The following is a 25,965-nucleotide window of genomic DNA, read 5'->3' as shown; positions in this document are numbered from 1 at the left end:
GTATGAGTACCGTCAAGTGAAGAAAAATCTTCTGAAGGGTGCCCTCCCAACCTGGTCAAAGCACGTGGCAGCCCTAGACGCGATCGGTGCATATGACGGCATCATGATTATTGATAGCGATGCTGAAATTATGCCCTCCTGCCCTGGGTTTGGAGAGTTGTTAGCCGCAAATCGTTCGTTCGATCTGTTCTTGGCGCTAGGACACTCTTTCCGGCCGAATGCCGGGATGATTCTATTGCGAGGGAGATCACCAGTATCGGGGCAATTTCTGAAGACCCTTCTTTCTGAACGCGAAAACAAAATCCCCGAGATGGATCAGGCGCGACAAGGAGGCGACAACGGCCACGTAATCAACCTTCTAAGGAGACCAGTGTTCAAAAATAAACTGTTCTTGCTATCGCCAGTTTGGAACAACACAACGAAGCCGACTGATTGGGATTTCATCCGTCACTACACGGGACCGATGACCGAATTTCGATTGGCGACGTATACTGCCGCAAACTGAAGATTGAAACACTATCGCACCTGATCACACCGCGCGCGAGAAGAGAACTCCTTGCATCACGGACGGCTTGAGTTGCCTCTTTAAAACCGTGTGTGGACACCTCTCGGAACGCAGGTGATTTCTTCTTCGATCATGAGCATGCTGTTGAGTTGCGTCGTGTGTCCGGCCTGTTGAAGTGCATCGCTTTAGATACGGCCATTACTGTTCGTGCGGGGATTCGGTCCACAGCGGACAGGCGTGCACGGGGCAAGTGTTTTTTAACTGGTTCTCCGATCTCGTCACTCTCAACTTCGCCCATAAACCTCCGGTTAGAACACACCCGCATGCCTACACTCCGGCCGCCGCGGTCAGACGGTAGCTGGAGATTCATACACCCTGCTGCGAGCCATCAGTGCCCAAGCGACACTTGCAATTTTGTTTGCCAATGCCACTGCCACTAGCATCTTTGGCTTGCGCGCTAGCATTCCTCCAAGCCACGATTCTTCTTCACTGACCTGTTTGGCAGTGTGTCGAACAACTGCCATCGCGCCTTCCTGGATGCGCCACTCCACGATGCATAAGCAGTAGGGTGATAAATCTGGATAGCCTCGATAAAGGCAGCCTTGCCGTGATCGAATTGCGTGACCAACAACGAGCAAAGTCGGTCAAGGTCACGTACATCGTTTTAGGTATCCCGACAAAACTACGATTTGAACGGCGTGACAGGGAGCTTGATACATCTTCTCCTTGTAAGGCAGTAGACTGTATGTCTTCCTTTCCATCTGTTCTTCCAGCTCCAATCGTTCACTCAACCTCGGACTCATCTCCACGTGGAGATCAACCCATAAGGCGAGCGACTATTTGATAAGCTCATTGAGCGCAATTTTGTCCCACGTTTCAAAAATCTGACTCGAGAATTGCCGAACACCAGCATTGGCATACAGTTCGTAGGAACTATTGATAAACTCATCCAAATCAAACACATACTGAGAATTATCAGTTGTCACATTTCCTTTGAAAACATAACTTCCTCTAGTTCCGTAGTATTCGGCAATTTCGTTGTAAATTGGCCAACCAGCATAGTTGAGCAAAGGATCAGCTACAAATTCTTCAATATCTTCCACCTGACGATGCGCCACTTTTGCCTTGCTGAGAGCGAGCGAAACGAGATCATAGATGGCAAATAAACGCGGATGATTGATCGAGTGAACAAACGGCTTCCGTGAGAGCCATTTTTGGACACACTGATTGCCAGGAAAACCGCAACGATCGAACTCAGCGTTAAGCGCTGCTAAAGAAGCTTCCCAATTGGAAAAGTAGCCTAAAAAATTATAAACTTCTTCTCTAAAAGATGCCCTACATTTTTCCTGAGTTAAGCCCCGAGAATAGCTATAAGCAATGAGGCCCGAGTTATAGTCTCCGATACTACTCCGAACAATCTTTTTGGTATCATGATCAACAAGATAAATACAATCCGGATGGAAGCTGGAGAAATTCAATGCAGGGAATTCAACAACATTTGATTTAGAAGTCAGATCATCAAAATCTAGGGTCGTTGAGTTGTAAAACCGGTGAGCCAGGACAAGATCAGAGTCATCAATCAACGCACCCAAATCGTTGATATTCTGATAATCATTGACAATATTCCAGCTGTGGTGCAAAGATACTTCCGAACTTGGAAGCATCACACTTAGACAAGAGCGGATGCTCTCGATTTGGCAATTCCCGATCAGCGATATTTTCATTTCGCGCCTATATCACATTTTTTTCAATTGATTCTTCATCACAAACTACTCGATACGAGTTATTTGACTGGCTCTCTGATACGCGCTTCAAAATAGTCGACCGCTCTTGAGCCTGTGTTTCAACAGGCGCCTCATATCCATCGACGTAATGCCTGAAAAAAGACCGCATCACATGCGCGACCCCTTCTTTTCTGACATTGCGAAGATCGTCTTCAAAGTACTTGTTGCCGGCAGCTAAGCTGGTGATTATCTCAAACGAAGGAAAATAATCGACACCTTTCTGCGAGGAAGAAAATTCCTCGGCAACGACACGAAGAACAGACTTGCTATAAACCGTCGCCGACAGAACTGAGTTTGAAGAGTAGGTAGCAATTAACGGAACGGGTGAAACAGTTAATAGCATTCTCGCCGAGCCGTTTACGGATTTCAAGATTTTGAAGAATTCTTGTAAATCCTCCAAGACTTCAAAGGTTTTATAATTTGCAAAACGATATTTTGTCGGATCCCACTCGCCACCCGCCACGCCCGGGGCTAACGGCAATGTAGCGCCGGACTCCAAATGCTCCCAACCTTCTGTTAAGCCCATAGTAAAAACCAAAACATCAAGTGTTGAGAACATTTCACGTACTCGACGAAGATGTTCAACTCTATCAGCATAAACTTGCTCGACCGTCTCAAATCCCGCTGGCTCAATATTTGGACGAAATGGATCAGCATAGCGGCCATCGGATCGAATCCATGGATCGATATTATCTTTTCGAAGCCCGTATGCTCTTTCGATTAACTGTCTGAGCTGTCTGACGGTATATAGGTTGCCAAATCGAGCAGAAAAGACTCCGAAATTTCTCTGATCCCGTTCTTGATCGGTCAAGCACTCGCCAGCTTCAGTGACCAAGTAATTGAAACCTTTTGATTTTATTGCCCGTGACAAATGCTGGGCAAAACAGCTTCCTGCCGTTGCGACTGCGTCCGTTCTACCGATCTTGAAACTAGCACCTCGGACAGGATCGATCAAAAAATTAGGAACGGACGAAACAGACCGACGCCAGAAGGCCGCAGACGGCAAATTGTCATATGGTGTAGTCACAAGCTCTCCTTAGAGCACCAAAGGCGCCTTCGAGTAAATTTTTCTAACTAATATCGCGGTTTCTGGTATTCCGCAACAAAATCAGCAGATTGAACAGTTTCTCGTGTGTTGATGCGCAAGCCTATGGTGCAGCCCGCAATTATGCAAATTTGAGTGTTGCTGCGACCTCGTTAAGGATTGGCGAATGCCGCGCGATAACGTCGTCTTCGAAATGGGATTCTCCACGGGCCGACCAAGTCGGCAGCGCACAAATGAATGGAACCACGCGGGGAAAACGTGAAGCTCGCAAGCGACCTGAGCGATATCACAACGATACCCTACTGAACTGATGGGGTGGATGCCCCTTCCCGCAGGCATCATACGCCGATTCCGGCCGGAAGGGGGCATCCACCACATCATTTCAATCAGAAACCTGATCCTGCCCGATCTATAACGAGCAACTCCACACGAATAGTCGCCGATTTTCTCACCTTCCGAAGATCTGATCGCCAACAGACCGATTCAATGAAAAAAGCCGGCCCGCACAACCGGACCAGCCTTTCCTGACAACTAAAATCCCCAGTCTACGAGCCCAAATCACATCGCAGGAAGGATAGTGATATCCCGAAAGCCGTTGTCTGCGCCTGTGATCCCGCCGACTTCGGTGGCAGCGCCAGTTTCGAGGTTGACGGTGTAGAGCGTGTTGCCGGCGGCCAGGTATGCGGTGTTCTTGCCGCCTTCCTCGCCGTGGATATCGAATGCGTAGGTTGCCGGCATGTCCTTGAGGCCGAGCTTGCCGATTGCCTTCAGTGTGCCATCATTCGGCTTCGTCTGCTGAACCAGGGCGCCGATGGTCGCGTCGATATTGTACATCGCCGTCTTTTCCGGCTTGCCGATAGAGTTGGTATAGGCGGCGGCAACGATGTTTGGCGCTTCTCCCTTGTGCATGTCGCCATCTTCAAAAGCCAGTGTTCCATCAACCGTCACCGCACCGGAATCGGGATGCACGCGGTGATTGGTCGTGCCGGTCATGAAACGAAGACGATCCGCTGCTGGGTTGAAATCGACCACAACAGGCGCTTCGGTCATGGTCAGCATCTTGTCCATCTTGGCCACATCGGTGGCAGCACCTGTCTCAAGGTTGATGGAGACGATGCGGTGGTCCGGCGTTACACCGATGACAGTCTTGTTCCCGGGGCGAAAATCGATGCCAATGAGCTTGTCGACGCCGGTGACATCCATTGTCTTTGTGACGGCAGGCTTGTCAGTGTCGAACATGACGAGCGTCTTGTCGCCGGTCAGCCCGAGGACCGGTGCTGAAAACGCGATGCTTGCCGATGCTGCGAAAGCGGCGGAGGCGATCAGAGTGGAGCGGATGATATTCATGATATTTCTCCCGTGCGTTGAACCGTTCGGAAGGCGTCCAGCGGTTGGTTTTCGACGCTTCCACAGTTCAAGACACCGGGCAGGGTGCATTTGGATGCAGGCAGTGAAAAAATATTTGCGAGATGCATCCATATGCCGCCACGATGGGTATTATGCCCAAGTCGACCATGCTGGCGATCAGACGTTGAAAGGTTTCAAATGCAGATGGGCTCCGTGCCGGACGATCTACACAGGGCGCTCACTGCCTGCGCAAAAGGGGACAAAAACGCATTGCGTGCGATTTTCGATCGCGAGGCAGGCCGGCTGATTGCAGTGGCAGAGCGCATCGTCAAGCGCAGGGAACTGGCGGAAGAGGTGGTACAGGAGAGCTTCGTGCGCATCTGGACCCATGCGCACCAGTATCGGGCAGATCAGGGGTCGGCGCGCGGCTGGATTTACGCGATCGTCAGAAACAGGGCGCTTAATCTTCTGCGCGACAGCAGGCGTGAACTCCCCGTGGAGGATGTTGAAACGCTCCGCGATGGCGCGCAGGCAGATGAAGTAATGGCCGCATGGCAGAAGCTCGATCGGAATTCACGCCTTTATGAATGTCTCGGCGGTCTTGAGGAGACAAAGAGACAGGGCATCCTGATGGCCTACGTGGCCGGATATTCCCACGGCGAAATCGCTGGCCGGTTGCGCATTCCGCTTGGAACGACGAAATCCTGGATCAGGCGCGGCCTTTCAGCGCTTCGGGAGTGCATGGCATGATGATGGAGCGCAAAGATATTCCCGCCATCGCCGATGACTATGTATTGGGCTTGCTGGAGACCTCCGAAGCCACGGCTGTTGAAGCAGCAATGGAATCGGATGGCGAACTGCGGGCGGCAATCGCGGCCAGCCGTGAGCGTTTTCTGCCGCTCGATACCACCGTCGAGCCGGCAGCCATCAAGGGAGAATTGTGGAACAACATCGAATCCCGCCTGCCGCTCCAGTCGACATCCGCATCCCTCAAGCCCACCCACACGGCAAACGACAACAGCACAAACCGCTGGCGCGCCATTGCCGTGTCCGCCATTGCCGCAACCGTCGTGCTCGCCGCCGGCCTTACGCTTAGCCTGACACGGCCAACGGAGCCACTGGTGATCGCAGTCCTAGTCAACGAGACGGGTGAGGTTCAGGCCGTTGTTGAGGATTTTGGCAACGAAAGAGCAAACGTGCGGATGCTAGCCGATTTTGCAGTGCCTGGAGACAAGACGATCCAGGTATGGACATTGCCCTCCAGGGAGGTTGGCCCGGTCTCGCTCGGCTTGATCGATGGCGTCCGTTCAGCGCGTCTCGATGGACCGGCTTTGCCGACCCCCAGAAGCGACCAGCTCTACGAGATCACGCTTGAACAGGCAGGCGGATCACCAACAGGAAGGCCAACCGGCCCAATCCTGGCGAAGGGCTTCGCGCGAATGCCGCGATAGATCGCCCAAAGGCAAAACCGATAATATCGCGGCGAAATTTCCGTCGCCGCATTCTATTCGCCGGTTTCGGGAGCAACAGCATCGTGATGTCCCGAAACCGGCCGCAAACAATCAGGCAATCTGTTTATCAGGCGCCAAATGCGCCATCGATCGTGTGCATCGCGCCCGTCACAAAACCGGCTTCAGGCCCGGAAAGCCAGGCCACCATGCCGGCCACTTCCTCCGGCCGTCCATGGCGCTTGAGTGCCATGAAGCTGTGCATCAGGTCCTTCATCGGCCCGTTTTCCGGGTTCGCGTCGGTGTCGATAGGGCCGGGCTGCACAACGTTGATGGTGATGCCGCGCGGCCCGAAGTCGCGTGCCAAACCGCGCGCCAGCCCCTGCAAGGCCGATTTGGAAACGGCGTAAGAGGCCATGCCCGGCACCGGCATCCGGTCTCCATTGACCGAGCCGATAACGATGATCCTGCCACCGTCAGGCATCTGCCGCGCCGCTTCCACAGAGGCGTGATAGGGCGTCTGGATGTTGATCTGAAACAGACGGTCGATGGCATCAGGGTCCTGGTCGAGAGCATCGCCAAAAATGGCAATTCCGGAGTTCACGATCAATATGTCCAGAGGACCACTGTCACGCACGACGCGGATGACTTCGTCGCGGTCAGCGCTATCCGCCCGTATGGCAGTGCTGCCCGTCACTTTCGCCAGCTCTTCCGCCGCACCTTGGGATGCGCCATAGGTGAACGTTACCTTTGCACCTTCGACTGCAAACCGCCGCACGATGGCTGCGCCTATGCCTCGGCTGCCGCCGAGAACCAGAACGGATTTTCCTTGAAACACGAGCACTCTCCATGACCTTGAAAATTAATTTAATGATCGATACATAAATACGAAGCAGCTCACTCGTCAAGATATTATGTAATGACCGATACAAAAAACATTCGCTCCCGCGGCCGTCCGCGCCGTTTTGATCCTGATCAGGCTGTGGCCACGGCCAAGCAGCTGTTCCACGCGCGTGGCTTTGATGCTGTGGGCGTCGCGGAGATCACCTCGGTGTTAGGCATCAACCCGCCAAGCTTTTATGCCGCCTTCGGTAGCAAGATGGGCCTCTACAAGCGGGTTCTTGATCTCTACGCCGGCACGGAAGCAATTCCTCTTGCCGATATCCTGCGGCCGGACCGTCCGGTTGGGGAATGCCTTGCGGCGTTGCTGGAAGATGCGGCAAGGCGTTATGCCGCTCATTCCGCAGCCCCTGGCTGCCTCGTTCTTGAAGGTACGCGCTGCGACGATGAAGAGGCGCGTGCCGCAGCCCGCGTTTTTCACACGGCGGCAGAGGGCGTGATCCGCTCCTATATTGCCGCGCGCCATCCGGAAGAGGCTGAGCGTCTGGCGGATTTCGTGAGTTCGACCATGGTCGGTCTCTCCGCCATGGCGCGGATTGGCCGCGACGTGGAGCGGCTCCTGAGTATTGCGCGCGTTGCGGGGGGAGCGGTGCAGCAGGAGCTTTCCGAGGCTTGAATCACGGAGCAATCTCAATACTTCTTACTAGTGAAGGAAGCTGGCAGGTTTCGAAAACCCGGCTCATTCTCACCAGAGATCGATCAGGCCACCCGATGCTCCGTACACGGGGTCGGTTGTCGGCTTTGGCAAAGACTTTATCTGTGCAAGCATCGCACTGGTTGGTGCAGACGTCTGAACATCGGCCTCCTGGCCGGGTGGATAAGCGCCGACAACCTGAAAACGCGCAGAGGATTTCAGCTTCATGTGGCCTGTGCCGGCTGGCAAGACCAGACAGTCACCTTGCGTAACGTGCAAGGGTTGCCCATCCGGCCCGCCAATCTGCAGCGTCGCTTCACCGCCCCCCACGCCCAGAACTTCATGCGCGCCGCTGTGGTAATGGTGATGGGCAAACACACCATTGCGCCAGATGCCGCGCCATCCGTTTCGTGCGAACAGTGCCTCGAAAGCAGCGGAATCGAATGGCGAGCTGACTTGCCGATAGATGATGACAGGGAAGGTCTGGTTATTGGGGATCCGACAGCTTGGATCGAAAGTGATTTTTTCAACTTTCATATGAATGTTCCTTGCGTATTTGGTCGGCTTAAGACCCTTTAAGCTAGCTACCACTTGTTCCGCCGCCAGAGCGAGGTTGGCCAGCCATTCGCGCTACGATTGGATAAACGTGCCGGCGCAGCAGTTCCATCAGTGACTATGATAACCCAAAAGTGGTCGCGGGAGCATATTCGCGGATGATGTTCAGGGTATGGGGCTATGGCGACACTGCTCAGCAATATGCACAGCTTAATATTGTACGAGGTTTTGCCGTCATCGGCTTGAGTTTTGTGGCGAGGGGCCCCTCGATAAATTTCTTAAAGATTTCATCTCCTGCAACGATCACAACCGAAAGACGATTTGTATGGTGATCGCAGCTCGAAATACTGAGCTACAAACAAGCTGCGTTCTAGGGAAGAATCGTGTCCAAGGCAGCGGACGCTGCAAGAATGAACAATACAATCCGCTCACTACTGCGGCATTTTGTGCGTGCGTCGTATTCAAAAAGAGGCCTGTCGCTCGCAATACCGCGACGAGGCCTCATGCCGCGGCCTGTTTCAGGGGACGCGCGGCGGCATTTTTTATCGCTTGCGACTGATATTTGCAATCTATCTAAAGTATCAATCAGGAGAACACCTTGCGACTGTTTGGGAGGGGTGGGCCAATTGAACCACAGCGGCGCGGCGACTTTCAATCTATCGACCCGGAACTAGCGAAATAGATCGAGGATGGTCTCCGAGCGGCTGTTTGCGATTTGTAGCGATTGAACACCGAGCTGCTGCTGGGTTTGAAGGGCCTTCAGCCTGATCGATTCGTCATTCATATCCGCATCCACCAGGCGGCCAATTCCCCTGCTAATCGAATCTGAGAGGCTTGCGGCGAAACCCGCTTGCAAATCAATGCGGGTTTGAATTGCTCCGAGCATAGCTGCGCCGTCAATCGAATTGGCTGTCACATTTTCAATATACGTTATGTAGGTATCGATCAGATCGTGGTTCTTTACGATGTCAAGGTCGAGTAAATTTAGGGTGGAGCGTGGTTCGTTGCTAACCCGGATATTATCGAAGTTGATTCGTGTTCCAGCACCCCATTGTCTATCCACATCTGGATTTGACTTGATGACAACCGACCCTGCGTCAGCTTGAATAATGAGATCTGGCCAGTCTGTGCCAAGTAAGGCTTGCATTAGAGTAGCCATGTCCTCTGGCGACGAGACCTTGCCGTCGTCGCGGTTCAGCACTTCATTCACGTAGTGCCGGTTAAACGAATAGGAAACAGGTGAAGAACCGTTCACTGAAAATGTGAAACTAACATCGATGCCGGCTTCGTCCTTTCCATCCCTATGAACGATAAATGGCTCGAAGTTCAGCGCGACGCCTGAGCCACGAAATCCGAAATCGAGGTCTGGCTTAAGACCGCCTGTACTGACGCCAACGCTGTTGACGGCGGAGATCTCGACATAGGAGCCGTATCCGTGCTGCTGAAGCGTCGTGATTGCTATCGCTTCTGGATCGTGGATCGGAGGGGAGCCTGTCAATCGGTTAGCCGATGCTGACGCACCAAGTGACACGAGCTTTGCGTTGAGCACCCCGGCAAACTGGGTATTCGTAGAGACAATCCCGCCTAGCCCGACATTGTAGGCATCGACATCTGCTTTGGTAATGGTGACGGTTGCGGGGTAACCACCATAATAGGGTCCGGGAAGTTCCTGGATGTTGCCAGTAGCCCCGGCATGACCATCTGGATTGGAAGCCTCCTTGTCCAGGATGATTGTAAAGCTGATCTCGGCTCCTGGCTGATTGAAGTCCAAAGGTGTTGCAGCCGGGAACTTCAGAAAAACAGTGCCTGCGCTTCCCAATTCATATCGGGGAACCATATATCCCGAAGATCCATCAACGCCGTCATACGCTGTATAGTCGCTCACGATAGCCTCAGGATTCGACGTGGATATCAAGGATCGAAGTCCGCCGATTGTTTTTATGTCCCGCGCGTCTGCCTGAAGCAGCCCGCCGCCCGTGCTGTTAAAGAGCGATATCTTCGAAAGATCGATACCTATCGTTTTGACGGAGACGTCGGACGCCGAGCGCAAGAACGAAGAGGCGACCGACGATCTATTCAACGCGCTGTCATATATGTCGATAATGTTGGTATTCAGCCAATTTTGACCGCTGAAACTCGCGGATTCTGCGGTGCTGACAATTTGCTTTTTTAGTTGATCCAACTCCGTCTGGATTTTCGTCTTATCCACACCTTCGTCGGTTGCAGCGACAAGCTTTGATTTGAACTTGTCCAGCACGGCGATAACTGAATCGATACCCGCGTAAGCAACATCAACCTTTGCCGCGCCAAGACCAAGTGTGTCTTGAACCGCAGAGAGTGCACCATTGTCGGAGCGCATGGTTGTTGAAATTGACCAATATGCCGCGTTGTCGGAAGCCGTTACCACCCGTAGCCCAGATGATACAGCTTTTTGGGAACTCTCCAAGCTGGAAGATATTGAGCGAAGGGTTTGCAGCGCAGAGATGGCTGCAATGTTGGTCAGGATTGATGCCATGTACAAGCTCAGAATTTGCTAGAATCGGGCTCTTCATGAGCAATTTTTAATGTACTAATACAAGCATTTGGATGGTTAACGAAACGTTGTCAGTATGTTATCAGGACTAGCAGCATCCTCCCGTTTTCGCTCTCAGGATGTATGCTGCCGCCATCATTGCTGTTATCGCGCGTTGGAGTAAGCCTGATCCTGCCGTTTTCCTGGAAGGGATAGATGTGGGCTTAGGGTTTGTCAAAAGTCAGCGATCGACCGATACAAACGCGGACATCAAACTAGGTTTTGTAGGCGTGGAGGTACACCTTGTCGCATCTGATCGGCCGCCAGAGGCGCTCGACGAAGACGTTGCCGCGCCACTCTCCCTCGGCGTCTAGTGGGGTAGCGCTCTCAGCATTCCTTTATTCAAAATTTAAATCGAATTCCATCGGAACGTCTTCAGACGCCAAAAAGACCGGCTAGGTCTACGGCACCGCTGTGGTTGCCGAGGAGGACTTTGCGCGTCGGTAGGGCGTCGCAGGATGTTTCCTCCTGTGGCTGAAACCTAATTACCTCCATGAGATCGCGGCGATGTCCGAACCGGAATTCAAGCGCGAGGATGACCGCTGGCCGTATTCCTGCGCCATGCTGAGGGAGCTGATTTACCGCGCGGGCAGATCATAGAGCCTGAGTGACGTCCGCGATGGATAACGCCGGTTGTTAGGGATAGCATTTTTCGCTGATATAGAGATAGCGATCCACGAGCGTACCGCGGAGCCGTTTCTGATAGATTTCTTTCCTGTCGTGCACGCGTTGCGCAACCTTTTGCGAGGGTATGTTGTCCGAGCTGGTGATACTGACCACTCTGCGCAGACCAAGATTTTGAAAAGCGTAGTCGCGGCAGGCGATCGCCGCCTCGGTTGCAAAACCCTGTCCCCAGAATTCGCGCCATAAATGATACCCGATTTCAGGCTCGAACCCCGCAGGGGTTTGCTGTAGCGTAATCCCGCAATCACCGATGACCTCGTTCGATGTTGCATCGACAACGGCCCATAGACCGAAGCCATGGCGATTGTAGCTGTCGAACGCGAGTTGCTCAAACCATGCGCGCGTCTCTAAATGCGACTTGATGCCAGCATAATATTGCATACAGACGGCGTCGCTATAAATCCTGGCGAGAAAAGCGAGATCGGCCTCCACGATTTCGCGTATGTGCAGCCGTTCGGTCGTTGTAATGAGGGGCACGTGACACTCCAGTGTGTTCAGGAATTTTTGCGATCGGGTATCAGGCCGTAACCAAAAATCAGGAGGTGACATGATGTCAATTAACCCGGGTCATGCACGATATCTTGGAGGCCCCACACCGTTTGTAACTGACCCACTTGAACAAGGAAAACGACGCGTCGTAATGCTGCCTCATGGTTGGCTGTTTCTCGCGCCTGTGAGAGTGCGGTTACCGCAGAACGGATGACAGGAACTCGCGGGTCCGATCTTCCTTTGGTGCGCCGAAGATTTCTTCTGGCGTTCCTTGCTCACAAATACGCCCTTTGTCGAAGAAGCAGACCCGGTCCGACACTTCCCGAGCGAAACGCATCTCGTGGGTAACAAGTAACATGGTCAAATCGTGCTCGTGGGCCAGGCCACGGATGACGGAAAGCACTTCGCCAACCAGCTGGGGGTCTAGGGCGGAGGTTGGTTCGTCAAAAAGCAGGACACGCGGGCGCATGGCAAGAGAGCGGGCAATCGCGACACGCTGCTGCTGGCCGCCGGAAAGCTGCACTGGATAGTGATCCTTCTTGTCGGCCAGGCCAACCATCTTCAGGAGTTCGATCGCCCGTGCTTCTGCCTCCGGACGGGCAATGCCCAGTACACGCACCGGCGCCTCCACGATGTTGCGCAGCACCGTCATATGAGGGAAGAGGTTGAAGCTCTGAAAAACCATGCCGACGTGGTTACGGATCTGGCGCAGGTGTTTTTCCGAGGCTTGGAAGGGGCCTTTGCCGCCGGCCTGATGGTAGGAAATGTCCGCCAGCGTCAGCTTTCCCTCCTGGAACGGTTCCAGCGTCATGAGAATGCGCAGAACCGTCGACTTACCGGAGCCGGAAGGACCGATGAGAGTGACTTTTTCACCTTTTGCCACGCTGAAATTGAACTGGTCGAGGACCGTCAAAATGCCGAACCGCTTTGTGACATCGGAAAATTCGATCAGCGGTTGATTGGTATTGTTTGTCATCGCAAGGGTATTCCTGCTTTTGGAAGCGCCCTTTGCAGGCGGCTGAGGCCTGCTGAGCAGATTATGGTCAGAAGAAGGAAGATCAGGCCGACAAGCGTCAGCGGCACCAGATATTCGAAGGTGCGCTCGCCGATCATGTTTGCCAGCCCCATCATCTCTAGAACCGTGACGACGGAAAGCACCGGCGTTTCCTTGATCATGGCGACAAGATAGTTGCCCATGGCCGGAACTATGCGCGGGATGGCCTGCGGGATGATGATATCCCGATACGTCTGCATGCGCGTCAGATTAAGCGCAGTCGCGGCTTCCCACTGGCCATGATGTACCGCCTCCATGCCGCCGCGATAGACCTCAGACGTATAGGCGGCATATTGAAGGCCGAGCGCCAGCGCGCCGGTGAGAAACGCCGGCAGAACGATGCCGAATTCCGGAAGAACGTAATAGAGGAAGAAAAGCTGCACCAGAAGCGGAGTGTCGCGAAGGAATTCGACAACAACTGCGGTCGGCCATGAAATCAATTTCACCCGACTGCGGCGCAGCAGCGCAAAAACCAGCCCCAGAATAAGCGCGATGGCAAAGCCGGCGGCGGCTGCTTTCAGCGTTACCGTCAGGCCGATCAAAATGATGGGCAGGATCGAGGTCGTGTAGGTAATCCAGGTGGTCGTGTCCCATTCGTAACCATACATCATGACTGAATATCCTTACGAATGGCGAGTGCGCGGAAACACATTGCCGCGCCGCACGACATGTTCGATCACCCGGATGATGGCCATCAGGATCAGCGACATCGCGAAATAACAGAGGAGTGTGATCGAATAGATGCTGGTGCTATCCAGCGTCAGGTTGCGGATCGACTGTGCCGCGAAGGTGAGGTCGGCAATCGAGATCAGCGATACAAGTGAGGAAAGCTTCAGCGTTTCGATAGCCAGATTGCCGAAGGACGGCATCATCTCGACGATCGCCTGCGGCAAGGAAATGCGAAACAGCGTCTGCATCCGCGTGAAGTTCAGCGCTCGTGCGGCTTCCAGCTGCTGCACCGAAACGGAAGATAACGCGCCGCGAACGATCTCGGCGCCATACCCACCCGCATGGGCGGCGAGCACCATGACGCCGGTGGTGACCGGATCGAAACTCAGACCGACGAGCGGCAGCGCGTAATAGAACCAGAAAAGCTGGACCAGCAGCGAGGTGCCGCGAAACACCTCCGTGTAGCACAATGCGACAGTCGAGAGGATTGGTCCACCCTCGACGCGAAGAATGCCGAAGAAAAAGGCGAGTACCGTGCCGACAACAAGGGCTGCGAGCGTAATCGTCATGGTGACGACGGCGCCTTGCCACAACATCGGCAGGTAGGCGGTCATGTCCATCTGGAGTGTTCCCGAGTTCATGGTAATCGGCGCCCGGTAATGCCCGGGCGCCGGCTGGCGTCATTTTCCGGCGCAGAGATCGGCGACCTTCTTTTCGGCCGCTGCCGCGATACTCTGTTCGGAGAGGCCGTATTTTGCGAGGATTTTCTTGTAGTCTTCGGTCTTGCGGAATTCGACGAGCGCGGCGTTGAAGGCGTCACGCAATTCTTTGTCCTCCGGCCGGAAAGCGAAACCGCCGTAGTTGCGCACAGGCGCATCCTTCACGACAGGATCAACGAAGGGCTTCACCTGCTCGACATTAGCCTGGCCCTTGGCCAGTTCTGACACTGTCAGTTCCGTGGCGGCATAGGCATCGGCGCGGCTCTGGACAGTGGGGATGGCATCTGCATTGGCCGGGATGAAGACGATCTGATCTTCCTTGACGCCGACGGCGCGCAGGAAGTCTACATTGTTGGCGCCAGATACGACGGCGACCTTCAATGCAGGATCCTTGGCAATATCGGCATAGGTGGTCAGCTTTTTAGGATTTCCTTTCTTCACCAGCAGGCCTTCGCCATAGGACGAGTTCGGTTCGGTGAAGGCCACCTGCTTGCAGCGCTCGGGCGAAATGTTCTGTTCGGCGGCTGCGAAATCGAAGCGACGCGCCTTCAGCCCGGGGATCAGCGTGCCGAATGGGGTCACCGTCCAGTTGACCTCCTCGATGCCCATCGATTTCAGAACTGCATTTGCGACATCGGGGCCGATGCCGGCAGAGGTGCCGTCGGGCTGCATGTATGAATAGGGCACTTCATTGGCAGTCGCTGCGCGAATGTAGCCTTGCTTCTTCACCTCCTCGAGGGTGAGTGCGTTGACCGCTGTCACGCTGATGGAAAGAGCAAGGGCGGAAAGCCCGGCGAGTTTTGTCATATTCATGTTCTAACTCCTCTGGTTGGGTTGCGTGGTCCGTTTTCGGATCTCACTTCATTCTTCGGACTAGGTATTCTCCGTGACCGTGGCGATGACGGAAAGGCAGTCGCCGGCCTTGATGAGGCCGGGAACGTGGCGCGCTGCGAGCACGCCACTGATAGAGGCGCGGTATTCGACCGGCGCAAGACCGGTTTTTCCAACAGGGTAGACCCTGGCGATGGTTTCACCTGCCGTGACCGTGTCTCCGAGATCGCGGACGAAGACGACGAGCCCGTCATCTTCGGCAAAGGTGAAGCAATCGTTGGAGGGCATATCCAGCCAGCGGCTCGGCGCCGGCACCGCGGCGCCGGTCAGGATGCCTGCATGGCGCAGCAGGTTGATGGTACCTTTGCGGGCGATGTCGATCGATTTTGCGCTGGCCGTGCCCGCGCCGCCAAGCTCGGTGGTGACAAAGACCCTTCCCAGTTCCTCGGCCGTCGTGTCCAGCATGCCGACGGCGTCAATCTCCAGCATCTTCATCGAATAGGGGGCAGCAAAAGCTGCCACCGCCTCAAAGCACCGGGCTTCCTGTATCTTGTCGGGTAATTCGTGAGCGGCAGCGTAAGGCAGGAAATCAAGCGTCCTGCCGCCTGAATGAAAATCAAGAACGATATCCGCAAGCGGTAACAGATGGCGGGTCACGTAATCGGCGATCTTCTCCGTCACGGAACCGTCCGGACGACCGGGAAAGCTGCGATTGAGGTTCCCGCGGTCGATCGGCGAGGTGCGTGTTCCCGCGCGAAAGGCCGGATAGTTGAGTGCTGGCACGATGATGATACGCCCGCTGACGTCATCTGGATCGAGTGTGTGGGCAAGTTCGAAAAGTGCGGCCGGCCCCTCATATTCGTCGCCGTGATTGGCGCCGGTCAAAAGGGCTGTCGGCCCCTCGCCGTTGGCGATCACGCAGATCGGGATCATTACCGACCCCCATGCACTGTCATCGCGGCTGTATGGTAGCCGCAGATGACCGTGCTGCACGCCTTTCCTGTCAAAACCGACCGAAGACGTGATAGGTGAGGGGCGTAGCGCGGTGCTTAACATCTCTCAGCCTTTCACGAACAGTTGCCGCGGCACATTGGAGAGGCATTCGACACCCGTTTCGGTAATGGCGATACTCTCGGTGATTTCGAGCCCCATGTCGTCCAACCACAAACCGGTCATGAAATGGAACGTCATACCGGGCTTCAGCTCCGTGCGGTCGCCGGGGCGCAGGCTCATGGTGCGCTCGCCCCAGTCCGGCGGATAAGAGAGGCCGATGGGATAACCGGTTCGGTTGTCCTTGATGATCCCGTATTTTTTTAGCACCGCGAAAAACCCATTGGCGATATCTTCGCAGGTATTGCCGGGTTTGGCAGCCGCAAGACCGGCCTCCATGCCCTCAAGCGTGGCCTTCTCCGCATCAAGGAACGCCTTCGTCGGCTTGCCGAGAAAGACAGTGCGAGAGAGCGGGCAATGATAACGGCGATAAGCGCCGGCGATTTCAAAGAAGGTGCCTTCGCCCAAGCGCATCGGCTTGTCGTCCCATGTCAGATGCGGCGCAGAAGCATCGGCACCCGACGGGAGCAACGGTACGATCGCGGGATAATCCCCGCCGAATTCCGCGGTGCCACGAATGCCGGCATCGTAGATCTCGGCGACGAGATCGCATTTGCGCATGCCCGGCTCGACTACGTCAACGATACGTTTGTGCATCAGCTCGACGATCTTGCCGGCCTTGCGCATATAGTCGAGTTCGGTCGGGCTTTTGACCGCGCGCTGCCAGTTTACAAGACCGGCGGCATCCTTGAAGCGGGCGTTCGGCAGATGTTTCCGCAAGGATGCAAAGGCAGCAGCCGAGAAATAATAATTGTCCATCTCGGCGCCGACCGACAGGCCTGACCAGCCCCGGTCATCGACGATCTTCGACAACAGATCCATCGGATGCCGTTCGGTCGATTGAACGTAGTGGTCAGGATAACCGATGATGTTGTCCTGGGCGAGGTAGGCGGTGCGCTTGGCGCCATTGGCATCCTGCTTGCGGCCATACCAGATCGGCTCGCCTTGCGGCGGCACCAGCACGCATTGGTGGACATAGAAGGACCAGCCGTCATAGCCCGTCAGCCAATGCATGTTGGATGGGTCGGTGACGACAAGCAGGTCGATGCCTGCCTTTTCCATGGCGTCGCGGGTTTTGGACAGGCGCGCGGCATATTCCTCGCGCGTAAAGTTCAGCGTTACGCTCACGCTGCGTCTCCCATTTTCACACTGTTTTCGATGATTTGGCCGCTGCCGGCGTCTTTTGCGCGGGTAAAGGCGAGATTGGCGATGGCGGTGTCCTGCACTCCGGTGCCGGTCAGATCGGCAAAGGTGATGTCGTCCCTCGATACGCGACCGCGTGCCTTGCCAGCGATGACAGCACCGAGCTCGGTGAATTCCTGATCCTGCGTTACAGGCCCCGCGGCGATAGCGTGGTGCAATTCACCGAGAATTCGGGTCTGCGAAAGCCGGTCTGCGATATAGCGCGCCCTGGAAAATACGGCCGGATCAATCTCGTTCTTGTGTTCGGCATCCGATCCCATGGCCGTCAGATGCTGGCCTTCTTCAAGCCAGCCGGCAAACAGGATCGGCTTTTCGGCTGGCGTCGTGGTCACGACGATGTCGGCGCCCCGGACAGCGGTCTGCGGATCGGCCGCGGCGATGACCTCGATACCGTGTTGGCGGGCCAGATCGCCTGCGAGCCCCTCGGCCTTCTGATGGTCACGAGCCCAGATGCGTGCGGATTGAATGGGTCGCACCAGTTTCAGCGCATCGAACTGCAGACGGGCTTGCATGCCCGCTCCGAGAATTGCTGCGACGGAAGCATCTTTACGGGCGAGATGCCGTGCTGCGACCGCCCCGGCTGCGGCGGTACGCACATCTGTGAGGTAGCCGTTATCGAGAAGAAGGGCCTCCACCAGTCCCGTCCTTGCGCTGAAGAGGATCATCAGCCCGTTGAGGCTCGGCAGACCGAGTTTGGGATTGTCGAAAAAGCCGGGGCTGACCTTGATGGCGAAACCGTCGAAACCCGGCACATAAGCCGTCTTTACATCCACCTCGCCACGAAACTCTGGTATATCGAGCCGCAAGATCGGCGGCATGGCGACCGCTTCGGTTGCGAGCGCTGCAAAGGCCTGCTCCACGCACTCGACTGCTGAGAGGTCGAGCTTCACGACAGCGCGCAGATCTTTTTCGGTTAGGATGGTGATTTGGCTCATGCGGCAGGCCCTTCGATGATCGTCTTGTGAACCGCCGGATCGATATTTCCACCCGACACTATGATCGCGGTTGGGCCGGTGATGTCCACCTTGCCGAAGAGGATCGCCGCGAAACCGACTGCGCCGGCACCCTCGACTGTCAGACCTTCTTCATGCGTCGCATGGCGGATGCCGGCTGCGATCTCTTCCTCGGATACCAGCACGATCTCGTCGAGAAGAGATTGGCAGAGCGCAAATGTGATGCGGTTTTTCAATCCAATCCCCCCTCCCAGCGAATCCGCCAGCGTTTCTTCTTCATGGATGGTGACGGGCCGCCCGGCAGTGACTGACGCATGCATGGCCGCGCCCCGCTGCATGGAAACGCCGATGACACGTGCCTCCGGCTTCAGCGCCTTCACCGCAACGGCGATACCGCCCGCAAGGCCACCGCCCGATAGAGGAACGAGAATTGTCGCCAGTTCAGGCATGTCTTCGACGACCTCGAGGCCGATAGTGCCCTGGCCGGCCACGACGTCGGCGTGATCGAAAGGCGGGATAGCGGTCAGGCCTCTGCTTTTGGTCAGGCGCTCCACTTCCTCCTGCGCATCATCCTGTGATCCGCCGACAATCCGGATTTCCGCGCCGAGCGCGCGGATCGCCTCCACCTTGTTTGCCGGCACCAGCGCCGACATGCAGATTGTGGCGGGGATGCCGAGTTTGTCTGCGGCATAGGCCACGGCCCGGCCATGATTGCCCGTCGAGGCGGTGACGAGGCCACGCTGGCGCGTCGTATCGTCTAGCGAGAGAATGGCGTTCATCGCGCCGCGCAGTTTGAAGGCGCCGATGGGCTGAAGGGTTTCAAGTTTGAGATGAACGGCATGACCACAGCGCTCAGAGAGAAAGTCCGAGCGAACCAGCGGTGTGCGCTCCGCCTGTCCCGCAATCCGCGCCGCCGCTCGCTTTATCGCGGTCAGTGAGACTGGAAGCAAGTTGTCGGCGGCGGATATGGACAGGTTTTCGCTCTTCATGATTGTCATGTTGAGAGCGAAATAAAATCATGTCAATTATTATATTGTAATGATTCAATGATTTTCGGATGGCAGCCTCAGCCGATTGACCCGATATCGTAGACCGGCGGCAGTTGCTCGAATGTCTGCCGCACGGTGGTCAAAGCCCTGGCGAGGCTTGCATGATTGAGGCGGCCGCCGAGGCATATGCGAATGCCGCCGCCATGGCTAGGACCGGCAATAAATGGTTCTGACGGGGTTACCGCGACGTTCTGGTTCGTGAGCGCGCGCACCAGGCCGTCCTCCGTCCAGCGCTGCGGAACCTTCAGCCAGGCGCAGAGGGAGAGGGGGTGGGTCGACCCTATATGGTGGCCCAGTATGTCCATGGCGATTTTCTGCCGCGCACGGGCCTCGGTGCGCTGGACATCCAGCAGCAGCCGTGCCGTGCCGTTTTCGACCCAACGCGTAGCGATCTCGGCCGTGAGATATGTCCCGCTCCAGCTCGACACACGCAGGATGGAGGCGGCGCGGATGGAATAGGCGGGTGGCACGACGAGATAACCGACGCGCAGCCCTGTCAACACTGTCTTGGTGAAGCTGGTGACGAAGAAGCCCAGATCAGGCAGCATTTCGGTGATGGATGGGAGATCATCCTCGATCATCGGACGGTAGACCTCGTCCTCGATGACAAAAATGCCGTACCGCTCGGCAATTGCTGCGATGGCCTGCCTTCGCGCTGCGCCCGACACATGCCCGGTCGGGTTGTTAAGCGTGGGAATGAGCACCAGAGCGCGGACACCTCCGGCTGCGCAGGCGGCCTCCAGCGCTTCGGGCAAAATGCCTTCTTCGTCGGTGGGTAAGCCCTTTAGGCTGAAGCCGAGGATATTAGACAGGCCGATGATGCCGTGGTCGGTCAGGTTTTCACAGAGCACCACGTCGTTGGAGCGGATAATGCAGCTCAGAGCGAGAAAAATGCCGTGCGCCGCGCCATTGGTGACAAGAATGCGTTCCGGGCCGGCTGTCACGCCCATCATCCCAAGCCATGTTCTGGCTGTTTCGCGATGGCTCTCGAGCCCCGCGACCGGCCGGCAGGGGCGCATGAAGCCAGAATTGTCACCATCGGCCATCTCGCGAAGAATGGCGCGCGAGGCATTTTCATGGTCATCGAGGTAAACGCCGCGGATGATGGATAGATCGAGCACCTCGGTTGGGCTGTGATCAAGCATCATACGACCTGCCCGCTCCGTCACCCGCGTCTTCACGAAGGTTCCGCGGCCAATTTCGCCGCTGAGATAACCAAGCCGCTCCGCCTCCTTGTAGGAAAGGCTGACCGTCTGGACAGAAAGGCCGAGTTCGCGGGCCAGATCGCGGTGTGTCGGCATGCGGTCCATCGGCTTCAGAACGCCGGCGTCGATATCAGCAATGATGCGTTCCGTCAGTGCGGAATGTTTCGTTTCGCCTTTCTGCTTGGCTAGCTTCGGTCGCCATGCCACCGGTCTCGTTGGGGAAACTGGATCTGGGCTGGGTGAATTGGCTTGACGACGCATGAAATTGTCTCGTTTTCGACGAAGGTAATTTCATGACATTATGCATGCTTCTATGAAAAGATGAAGCCTTATGCAGCGCAGACGGCAACTGCGCTGCAAAGAGGCGCAGTTGCCGTCGAAATGAGCAGCATTTGCGACGTTGAAAACTGAAGCTGCCGATCAGATTTTCTCGCCGGCCTGGACAAGATCATCCATGACACTGCGCACAGCGGCTTCAGCAATGGCGATGATCTCGTCGACCTCCTCCCGGGTCGTAACGAGCGGCGGTGCAAAGCCCAGAATATCGCCATGCGGCATGGCGCGTGCTATGAGACCGCCGTTGCGCGCTGCCTTGGAAACGCGTGCACCCACCGTGAGTTGAGGGGCAAAACGCGTCTTTTTTTCCCGGTCCGCCACGAATTCGATAGCGCCCATCAGTCCCACACCGCGCACCTCGCCGACGATCGGAAGCTGAGCGAACTTCGCCTTCAGTTGTTCCTGGAAATAGCTCCCAACGGCTCGTGCATTGCCTGGCAGGTCTTCCTTTTCGACGATGTCGAGCACGGCGTTTGCAGCCGCCGCTCCGATAGGATGGCCGGAATAGGTGTAGCCGTGGGAGAAGGCGCCGACGCGATCCGCGCCTTCCTCCATCACCTTGTAGACTTTCTCCCCGACGATAGCGCCCGAAAGCGGGAAATAGGCCGAGGTCAGGCCTTTAGCGACGGTGATCAGATCCGGCTCGATGCCATAATGCTGTGAACCAAACATCGAACCCGTGCGGCCGAAGCCGGTAATAACCTCATCGGCAATCAACAGGACATCGTATTTTTTGAGAACCTCCTGGATGGCCGGCCAGTAACCTTCCGGCGGCGGTGTGATACCGCCCGTTCCGAGCACCGGCTCGGCGATGAATGCACCAATCGTGTCCGGTCCTTCGCGCAGAATAAGCGCGTCCAGCTCTTCCGCGCGCCGCCTCGAAAATTCCAGCTCCGTCTCACCGGCTTCTGCGCCCCAATAGTGATGCGGAACGCCTGTATGCAGGATGCCGGCCCGTGGAAGGTCCATATGGTCGTGATAAAAACTCATGCCGGTCATTGAGCCGGAAACCACGCTGCAGCCGTGATATCCCCGTTCGCGGGAGATGATTTTTTTCTTGTGCGGCTTGCCGCGCAGATTGTTGTAATACCAAACGAGCTTGGCCTGTGTCTCGTTGGCGTCTGACCCTGACATGCCGTAGAAGACCTTGCTCATTTTGCCTGGTGCCATTCTGACGAGGCGATCGGAAAGGATGGCCAGCTCATCCGTCGTGTGGGCGGCATAGGAATGATAATAGGCAAGGCGGTAGGCCTGACGTGAAATCGCCTCAGCCACCTCGGTACGTCCATAACCGACATTAACGCAATACAGACCGGCGAAACCGTCGATCAACTGCTTGCCGTGCGCGTCCTGAATGCGGATGCCCTTGCCGGTTTCGACAATGGTGGGCTCGCCGAGTTTGCCGCTGGCAAAATCCTTGAGCTGCGTGAAAGGGTGCAAAACGGCGTTTCGATCCATTTCCGCAATATTCTTGACGTCGATTGTCATAGGCGAGTTCCTTTTCACGCAGCTAAGTTGCCGAAGCAGACATATTTGGGTTCGAGATATTCCATGAGACCATGACGCGAGCCCTCACGACCAAGGCCGGACTGTTTCCAGCCGCCGAAGGGAACGGGCGCGCCGGTAAATTTCGGCGTGTTGACGGCTACCATGCCATATTCCAGTTGATGCGTCAGACGCATCGCCCGGCCGAGATCGTTGGTGTAGAGATAGGCCGCAAGCCCCATCTCCGTCGAGTTGGCGCGTCGCACGACCTCCCGCTCGTCATCGAATGGCAAGATCGCGGCCACCGGACCGAAGGTCTCCTCCCGCGCGATCAGCATGTCGTCTGTGACATCGGCCAGCACGGTCGGGGTGACAAAATTGCCGCCGAGCGGACTGTCCTGCCCGCCGCAGATGAGTTGTGCACCGGCAGAGAGGGCCTGCGCGATTTGCTTGCGGCACTTTTCAGCGACGGAGGGGCGTGTCATCGGCCCTATATCGATGCCAGCCTCGAAACCGTGGCCGACCTTGAGTTCGGCACTTGCCTTGCCGAACTGACTGACGAAGCGGTCATAAATACCTCGCTGGACGTAAATCCGGTTGGCAGCGAGGCAGTCCTGCCCCGATGTTGCGAATTTCGCCCCGATGCAACCTTTTACGGCTTTGGAGACATCGGCGTCGTCGAACAGGATGAAGGGCGCGTGACCTCCAAGTTCCAGCGAGGCCCTCTTGATGGTCGCCGCCGATTGCGCCAGCAAAATACGACCGATTTCAGTCGAGCCGGTAAAGGAAAATGCGCGCACATCGGTGTGTTGCAACAGACGATGCGCAAGTGGTGCGGCGTGACCAGTGATGACCTGGAATACGCCGGCGGGCATTTCAGCTTCCTCAGCGAGCTTTGCCAAAGCGAGCGCCGAGAGGGGTGTTTCAGGCGCCGGTTTGACGATCATTGTGCAGCCAGCGGCAAGCGCTGCGCCCGCTTTGCGGGTGATCATAGCAGAGGGAAAGTTCCACGGGGTGATGGCTACGGTGACGCCTAGCGGCTGCATCTGGACCGAGACACGGCTGTCGGGCAAATGGCTCGGTATCGTCTCGCCGTAGGCGCGCTCGCCTTCGCCGGCAAACCAATCAAGGAAATTGGCAGCGTAAGCAATTTCACCAAGCGATTCCGAGAGTGGTTTGCCCTGTTCGGCCGTCATTATGACGGCGAGATCATGCGCGTTGTTGCGCATCAACTTGCCCCATTCACGCAAGATCTGGCCCCGTTCGGTTGGAAGCTTGTCGCGCCATTCTAGAAAGGCATTTTTCGCGGTACTGACGGCATCATCCGCATCCTCAAGCGAACATGCCGCCACACTGATGAGATCTTCTCCGGTCGCCGGATCAATGACACTGAGCGTTTCATCGCGAGCAGCCCAACTGCCATGGAGAAAAGCGCGTCGCTCGATCAAATCGGGCCGCCGCAGGTTTTTTAATGCAGTGCTTGCAATACTTCTCATATGGAGCTCCCGGTAGATTTACAGGGAGACTAATCAAGCGCATTGAGCGGTTGACTGCGTTAATTATATCGTTCAAGCCGGAATTTCGCTTATTTTAGGTTCCGTACGCAGGATTTGTGCATGAATACTCTCGATAGAGCGGACAAGGCGTTGCTTGAGGCCGTTCAAAAAAACAATCGCCTTACGTCGGAAGAGCTGGCGCAACTCGTCAATCTTTCACCGACCGCATGCCAGCGGCGCCTCAAACGTCTGCGCGAAGATGGCGTCATCGAAGCGGATGTCGCCATCGTGTCGCCGAAGGCCGTTGGGCGCGGCATTACCATGATCGTGCTCGTTTCACTGGAGCGCGAACGCGCCGATATTGTCGATCGCTTCAAGGCGGCCATCCGCGCGACCCGGGAAGTGATGATCGGATATTATGTGACGGGAGATGCCGACTTCATTCTGGTCATCACCGCCAAGGACATGGAGGACTATGAGGCCTTTACCCGGCGGTTCTTTTACGAAAACCACGATATCAAGGGCTTCAAGACCATGGTCGTCATGGACCGGGTAAAGGCCGGATTTTCCTTTCCGATCGAGGTTTGACGACTTGCGGTTCACAGATCTCGCCACTAGACGTCCGGGGTGGTTGAAAAGGCTGATGAATGTTTCCTGAGACCTCTCTACCCATCCAGACCTCGCAGTTAACCCTTCGCCGTTTTAAACCTACGGATTTCGACGCCTATGCCACGTATCACAGGCGCGGCGACGTCTATCGTTTCCTGTACGCCTCGCGGAAAAATTGACCCTGGTTGGGGCAGGTTAACACGCTGATCAATTTGCCGTTTCTTCGGCGTGGCGGGGATCAGCCTCTCGCGCCATGGAGGGGTCAAATCCCACGCTGAAACACATTTCAGGCTGTTAAAGAGCGTAGCCGCTTGACCGTAACGGAGCGGCTTTCCTCGCTGGCGGAGGATATGCGCGATGGCTATCAACAAGGTTTCAGTGCCGGTCTCAACAATCTGGCCAGCGTGGCCGGGCGAACCATGGTGCTGGAGCGAACGATGAAGGTGCCGCGAAACATCGTCTGGAAAGGCTGGATGAACAAAGAGGCGCTGCCACGATAGCGGGGCCCTGACGGCTTTTCCCGCCGCATGAAGAGCATTGACCGGCGGACCGGCGGCGCATGGGTCTTTGACATGATCGGCCCTGGCGGAACAGTCTTTCCGAACCATCATCGTTATATCGAGGTCCGGTCCGAAGAGAGGATCGCCTATACGCTGCTATGGGGCGAAAACGGGCCAAAACATGCCGATGCGTGGGCCTGGAAATCAGGATGGCACGACGAAAGTTGTGCTGGGCATGGTGTTCAGCGCGGAAGCCGAGTTCCAGCGAGCGAAGGGTTTCGGTGCCGTGGAACTGGGTCTGCAAACGTTGGGCAGGCTGGAGCGCTTTGACTCATCAGCAGCGATCCTATCGCCTTGAGAAAGTTGTTCCGCGCTGTAGACAGCAACTGGACCCGTTTGAGCCGCGCCAGGGAAGCTCGATAAAATCATCAGAACCAGTGCGGGTGGCGGAGATCGTGGGAAAGCCACACGAACGCCAAAGCGAGCGGCTGCAATCAGCGGCGAGTTCCTTGATAAGGAAACGGCTTCCATCGGCTCAACGGGTTTTTGTCAACTGTGTATAGGGGAGCAAGTTTGCTGCGGCAGACAGCCTTTTTCTGTCGGTGATGGCATTCCAACGATGTAAACAGGAAACAAGTGCTCGGGATCGTTTTGAGGGCGGGCTGATTTCGGCGCTGCGGGATTGTTGAAAGCCTTGGCTCCTGCATCCGGTTTGGAGAAGCCAATTGCCGCCACCGGAGTCGTTGTCCTGCTTATTTCTCATCGGTGCATTCTAGGAGTTTG

The 25,965-nt window shown here is 56.0% G+C and carries 23 protein-coding genes and 2 pseudogenes; 6 read left to right on the top strand and 19 right to left on the bottom strand.

What is annotated here, in order from left to right; genetic code table 11:
• Positions 1-16: 16 nt before the first annotated feature.
• Positions 17-505, top strand: a complete 489-nt coding sequence (locus tag AB4Z23_RS19240) for a hypothetical protein (protein WP_112355533.1) — start codon at positions 17-19, stop codon at positions 503-505.
• A gap of 836 nt (positions 506-1,341) precedes the next feature.
• Here the strand turns inward: AB4Z23_RS19240 and AB4Z23_RS19235 are convergent.
• The 3 genes from AB4Z23_RS19235 to AB4Z23_RS19225 form a co-directional block, all read right to left on the bottom strand.
• Positions 1,342-2,229: a WcbI family polysaccharide biosynthesis putative acetyltransferase gene (locus AB4Z23_RS19235; RefSeq protein ID WP_441360619.1), complete on the bottom strand. Its 888-nt coding sequence runs from the start codon at positions 2,227-2,229 to the stop codon at positions 1,342-1,344.
• 7 nt (positions 2,230-2,236) lie between these two features.
• Positions 2,237-3,316: a GSCFA domain-containing protein gene (locus AB4Z23_RS19230; protein ID WP_441360618.1), complete on the bottom strand. Its 1,080-nt coding sequence runs from the start codon at positions 3,314-3,316 to the stop codon at positions 2,237-2,239.
• A 576-nt stretch (positions 3,317-3,892) separates the two neighbouring features.
• Positions 3,893-4,681 carry a DUF4394 domain-containing protein gene (locus tag AB4Z23_RS19225; RefSeq protein ID WP_113049255.1) on the bottom strand — a complete coding sequence of 263 codons (789 nt, stop codon included), beginning with the start codon at positions 4,679-4,681 and terminating at the stop codon, positions 3,893-3,895.
• Between the two features lie 204 nt (positions 4,682-4,885).
• On the opposite strand from AB4Z23_RS19225, the gene AB4Z23_RS19220 reads away from it, so the two are divergent.
• Together AB4Z23_RS19220 and AB4Z23_RS19215 are read left to right on the top strand one after the other, a co-directional pair.
• Positions 4,886-5,431 (top strand): sigma-70 family RNA polymerase sigma factor, encoded by a 546-nt coding sequence (locus AB4Z23_RS19220; protein WP_025594844.1) that lies wholly within the window; start codon positions 4,886-4,888, stop codon positions 5,429-5,431.
• Positions 5,428-6,132 (top strand): anti-sigma factor domain-containing protein, encoded by a 705-nt coding sequence (locus AB4Z23_RS19215; protein ID WP_113049256.1) that lies wholly within the window; start codon positions 5,428-5,430, stop codon positions 6,130-6,132. The genes AB4Z23_RS19220 and AB4Z23_RS19215 overlap by 4 nt, the downstream gene beginning before the upstream one ends.
• A 127-nt stretch (positions 6,133-6,259) precedes the next feature.
• On the opposite strand, the gene bdcA is transcribed toward AB4Z23_RS19215, so the two are convergent.
• Positions 6,260-6,967, bottom strand: coding sequence for an SDR family oxidoreductase (gene bdcA / locus AB4Z23_RS19210; protein WP_441360617.1), 708 nt, complete (start codon positions 6,965-6,967; stop codon positions 6,260-6,262).
• 81 nt (positions 6,968-7,048) lie between these two features.
• On the opposite strand from bdcA, the gene AB4Z23_RS19205 reads away from it, so the two are divergent.
• Complete coding sequence (locus AB4Z23_RS19205) at positions 7,049-7,645, top strand: TetR/AcrR family transcriptional regulator (protein ID WP_441360616.1); 597 nt, start codon at positions 7,049-7,051, stop codon at positions 7,643-7,645.
• Positions 7,646-7,714: 69 nt separating this feature from the next.
• Here AB4Z23_RS19205 and AB4Z23_RS19200 read toward each other — a convergent pair whose 3' ends face one another.
• The 15 genes and pseudogenes from AB4Z23_RS19200 to AB4Z23_RS19130 form a co-directional block, all read right to left on the bottom strand.
• Positions 7,715-8,200, bottom strand: a complete 486-nt coding sequence (locus AB4Z23_RS19200; protein ID WP_441360615.1) for a cupin — start codon at positions 8,198-8,200, stop codon at positions 7,715-7,717.
• Positions 8,201-8,888: 688 nt separating this feature from the next.
• A complete protein-coding gene (locus AB4Z23_RS19195) occupies positions 8,889-9,365 on the bottom strand; it encodes a flagellin (RefSeq protein WP_441360677.1) in 477 nt (158 codons plus the stop codon).
• A 972-nt stretch (positions 9,366-10,337) separates the two neighbouring features.
• Positions 10,338-10,733 (bottom strand): annotated as a pseudogene (locus AB4Z23_RS19190) (flagellin N-terminal helical domain-containing protein); the annotation flags it as partial.
• Between the two features lie 693 nt (positions 10,734-11,426).
• Positions 11,427-11,951 carry a GNAT family N-acetyltransferase gene (locus AB4Z23_RS19185; protein ID WP_111796496.1) on the bottom strand — a complete coding sequence of 175 codons (525 nt, stop codon included), beginning with the start codon at positions 11,949-11,951 and terminating at the stop codon, positions 11,427-11,429.
• A gap of 208 nt (positions 11,952-12,159) precedes the next feature.
• Positions 12,160-12,939 carry an ectoine/hydroxyectoine ABC transporter ATP-binding protein EhuA gene (ehuA, locus tag AB4Z23_RS19180; protein ID WP_112524571.1) on the bottom strand — a complete coding sequence of 260 codons (780 nt, stop codon included), beginning with the start codon at positions 12,937-12,939 and terminating at the stop codon, positions 12,160-12,162.
• Positions 12,936-13,628: an ectoine/hydroxyectoine ABC transporter permease subunit EhuD gene (ehuD, locus tag AB4Z23_RS19175; RefSeq protein WP_004431448.1), complete on the bottom strand. Its 693-nt coding sequence runs from the start codon at positions 13,626-13,628 to the stop codon at positions 12,936-12,938. Before ehuD ends, ehuA begins: the two co-directional genes overlap by 4 nt.
• A gap of 12 nt (positions 13,629-13,640) precedes the next feature.
• Complete coding sequence (gene ehuC / locus AB4Z23_RS19170) at positions 13,641-14,306, bottom strand: ectoine/hydroxyectoine ABC transporter permease subunit EhuC (protein ID WP_019566767.1); 666 nt, start codon at positions 14,304-14,306, stop codon at positions 13,641-13,643.
• Between the two features lie 60 nt (positions 14,307-14,366).
• Entirely contained in the window at positions 14,367-15,218 is an 852-nt protein-coding gene (gene ehuB, locus AB4Z23_RS19165; RefSeq protein WP_441360614.1) for an ectoine/hydroxyectoine ABC transporter substrate-binding protein EhuB, read from the bottom strand.
• Between the two features lie 60 nt (positions 15,219-15,278).
• On the bottom strand, positions 15,279-16,292 hold the full coding sequence (doeB, locus tag AB4Z23_RS19160) for a N(2)-acetyl-L-2,4-diaminobutanoate deacetylase DoeB (protein WP_441360613.1): 1,014 nt from the start codon (positions 16,290-16,292) through the stop codon (positions 15,279-15,281).
• A 3-nt stretch (positions 16,293-16,295) separates the two neighbouring features.
• Positions 16,296-17,474: an ectoine hydrolase DoeA gene (gene doeA / locus AB4Z23_RS19155; RefSeq protein WP_441360612.1), complete on the bottom strand. Its 1,179-nt coding sequence runs from the start codon at positions 17,472-17,474 to the stop codon at positions 16,296-16,298.
• Complete coding sequence (gene eutC, locus AB4Z23_RS19150) at positions 17,471-18,484, bottom strand: ectoine utilization protein EutC (RefSeq protein WP_441360611.1); 1,014 nt, start codon at positions 18,482-18,484, stop codon at positions 17,471-17,473. The genes doeA and eutC overlap by 4 nt, the downstream gene beginning before the upstream one ends.
• Positions 18,481-19,500 carry a hydroxyectoine utilization dehydratase EutB gene (gene eutB, locus AB4Z23_RS19145; protein ID WP_441360610.1) on the bottom strand — a complete coding sequence of 340 codons (1,020 nt, stop codon included), beginning with the start codon at positions 19,498-19,500 and terminating at the stop codon, positions 18,481-18,483. Before eutB ends, eutC begins: the two co-directional genes overlap by 4 nt.
• A 68-nt stretch (positions 19,501-19,568) precedes the next feature.
• Positions 19,569-21,017, bottom strand: coding sequence for a MocR-like ectoine utilization transcription factor EhuR (ehuR, locus tag AB4Z23_RS19140; RefSeq protein ID WP_076845943.1), 1,449 nt, complete (start codon positions 21,015-21,017; stop codon positions 19,569-19,571).
• 159 nt (positions 21,018-21,176) lie between these two features.
• Positions 21,177-22,580 (bottom strand): aspartate aminotransferase family protein, encoded by a 1,404-nt coding sequence (locus AB4Z23_RS19135; protein ID WP_112401796.1) that lies wholly within the window; start codon positions 22,578-22,580, stop codon positions 21,177-21,179.
• A 14-nt stretch (positions 22,581-22,594) separates the two neighbouring features.
• Positions 22,595-24,073, bottom strand: a complete 1,479-nt coding sequence (locus AB4Z23_RS19130; RefSeq protein WP_441360609.1) for an NAD-dependent succinate-semialdehyde dehydrogenase — start codon at positions 24,071-24,073, stop codon at positions 22,595-22,597.
• A gap of 120 nt (positions 24,074-24,193) precedes the next feature.
• On the opposite strand from AB4Z23_RS19130, the gene AB4Z23_RS19125 reads away from it, so the two are divergent.
• Both AB4Z23_RS19125 and AB4Z23_RS19120 read left to right on the top strand, forming a co-directional pair.
• A complete protein-coding gene (locus AB4Z23_RS19125) occupies positions 24,194-24,661 on the top strand; it encodes an Lrp/AsnC family transcriptional regulator (protein WP_019566776.1) in 468 nt (155 codons plus the stop codon).
• 305 nt (positions 24,662-24,966) lie between these two features.
• Positions 24,967-25,540, top strand: a pseudogene (locus AB4Z23_RS19120) (SRPBCC domain-containing protein); the annotation flags it as partial.
• Positions 25,541-25,965: the final 425 nt, after the last annotated feature.

It is taken from the genome of Agrobacterium sp. MCAB5, assembly GCF_052114365.1.
Lineage (GTDB): Bacteria > Pseudomonadota > Alphaproteobacteria > Rhizobiales > Rhizobiaceae > Agrobacterium > Agrobacterium tumefaciens.
This window is presented reverse-complemented; position numbering and strand designations above follow the sequence as displayed.

Excerpts from the sequence above, each read along its gene's own strand:
- AB4Z23_RS19235 (WP_441360619.1), bottom strand. The coding sequence starts at position 2,229 with ATGAAAATATCGCTGATCGGGAATTGCCAAATCGAGAGCATCCGCTCT.
- AB4Z23_RS19225 (WP_113049255.1), bottom strand. The coding sequence starts at position 4,681 with ATGAATATCATCCGCTCCACTCTGATCGCCTCCGCCGCTTTCGCAGCA.
- AB4Z23_RS19220 (WP_025594844.1), top strand. The coding sequence starts at position 4,886 with ATGGGCTCCGTGCCGGACGATCTACACAGGGCGCTCACTGCCTGCGCA.
- AB4Z23_RS19215 (WP_113049256.1), top strand. The coding sequence starts at position 5,428 with ATGATGATGGAGCGCAAAGATATTCCCGCCATCGCCGATGACTATGTA.
- AB4Z23_RS19205 (WP_441360616.1), top strand. The coding sequence starts at position 7,049 with ATGACCGATACAAAAAACATTCGCTCCCGCGGCCGTCCGCGCCGTTTT.
- AB4Z23_RS19200 (WP_441360615.1), bottom strand. The coding sequence starts at position 8,200 with ATGAAAGTTGAAAAAATCACTTTCGATCCAAGCTGTCGGATCCCCAAT.
- AB4Z23_RS19195 (WP_441360677.1), bottom strand. The coding sequence starts at position 9,365 with ATGCAAGCCTTACTTGGCACAGACTGGCCAGATCTCATTATTCAAGCT.
- ehuA (WP_112524571.1), bottom strand. The coding sequence starts at position 12,939 with ATGACAAACAATACCAATCAACCGCTGATCGAATTTTCCGATGTCACA.
- ehuD (WP_004431448.1), bottom strand. The coding sequence starts at position 13,628 with ATGATGTATGGTTACGAATGGGACACGACCACCTGGATTACCTACACG.
- ehuC (WP_019566767.1), bottom strand. The coding sequence starts at position 14,306 with ATGGACATGACCGCCTACCTGCCGATGTTGTGGCAAGGCGCCGTCGTC.
- ehuB (WP_441360614.1), bottom strand. The coding sequence starts at position 15,218 with ATGAATATGACAAAACTCGCCGGGCTTTCCGCCCTTGCTCTTTCCATC.
- doeB (WP_441360613.1), bottom strand. The coding sequence starts at position 16,292 with ATGTTAAGCACCGCGCTACGCCCCTCACCTATCACGTCTTCGGTCGGT.
- eutC (WP_441360611.1), bottom strand. The coding sequence starts at position 18,484 with ATGAGCCAAATCACCATCCTAACCGAAAAAGATCTGCGCGCTGTCGTG.
- eutB (WP_441360610.1), bottom strand. The coding sequence starts at position 19,500 with ATGACAATCATGAAGAGCGAAAACCTGTCCATATCCGCCGCCGACAAC.
- ehuR (WP_076845943.1), bottom strand. The coding sequence starts at position 21,017 with ATGCGTCGTCAAGCCAATTCACCCAGCCCAGATCCAGTTTCCCCAACG.
- AB4Z23_RS19135 (WP_112401796.1), bottom strand. The coding sequence starts at position 22,580 with ATGACAATCGACGTCAAGAATATTGCGGAAATGGATCGAAACGCCGTT.
- AB4Z23_RS19130 (WP_441360609.1), bottom strand. The coding sequence starts at position 24,073 with ATGAGAAGTATTGCAAGCACTGCATTAAAAAACCTGCGGCGGCCCGAT.
- AB4Z23_RS19125 (WP_019566776.1), top strand. The coding sequence starts at position 24,194 with ATGAATACTCTCGATAGAGCGGACAAGGCGTTGCTTGAGGCCGTTCAA.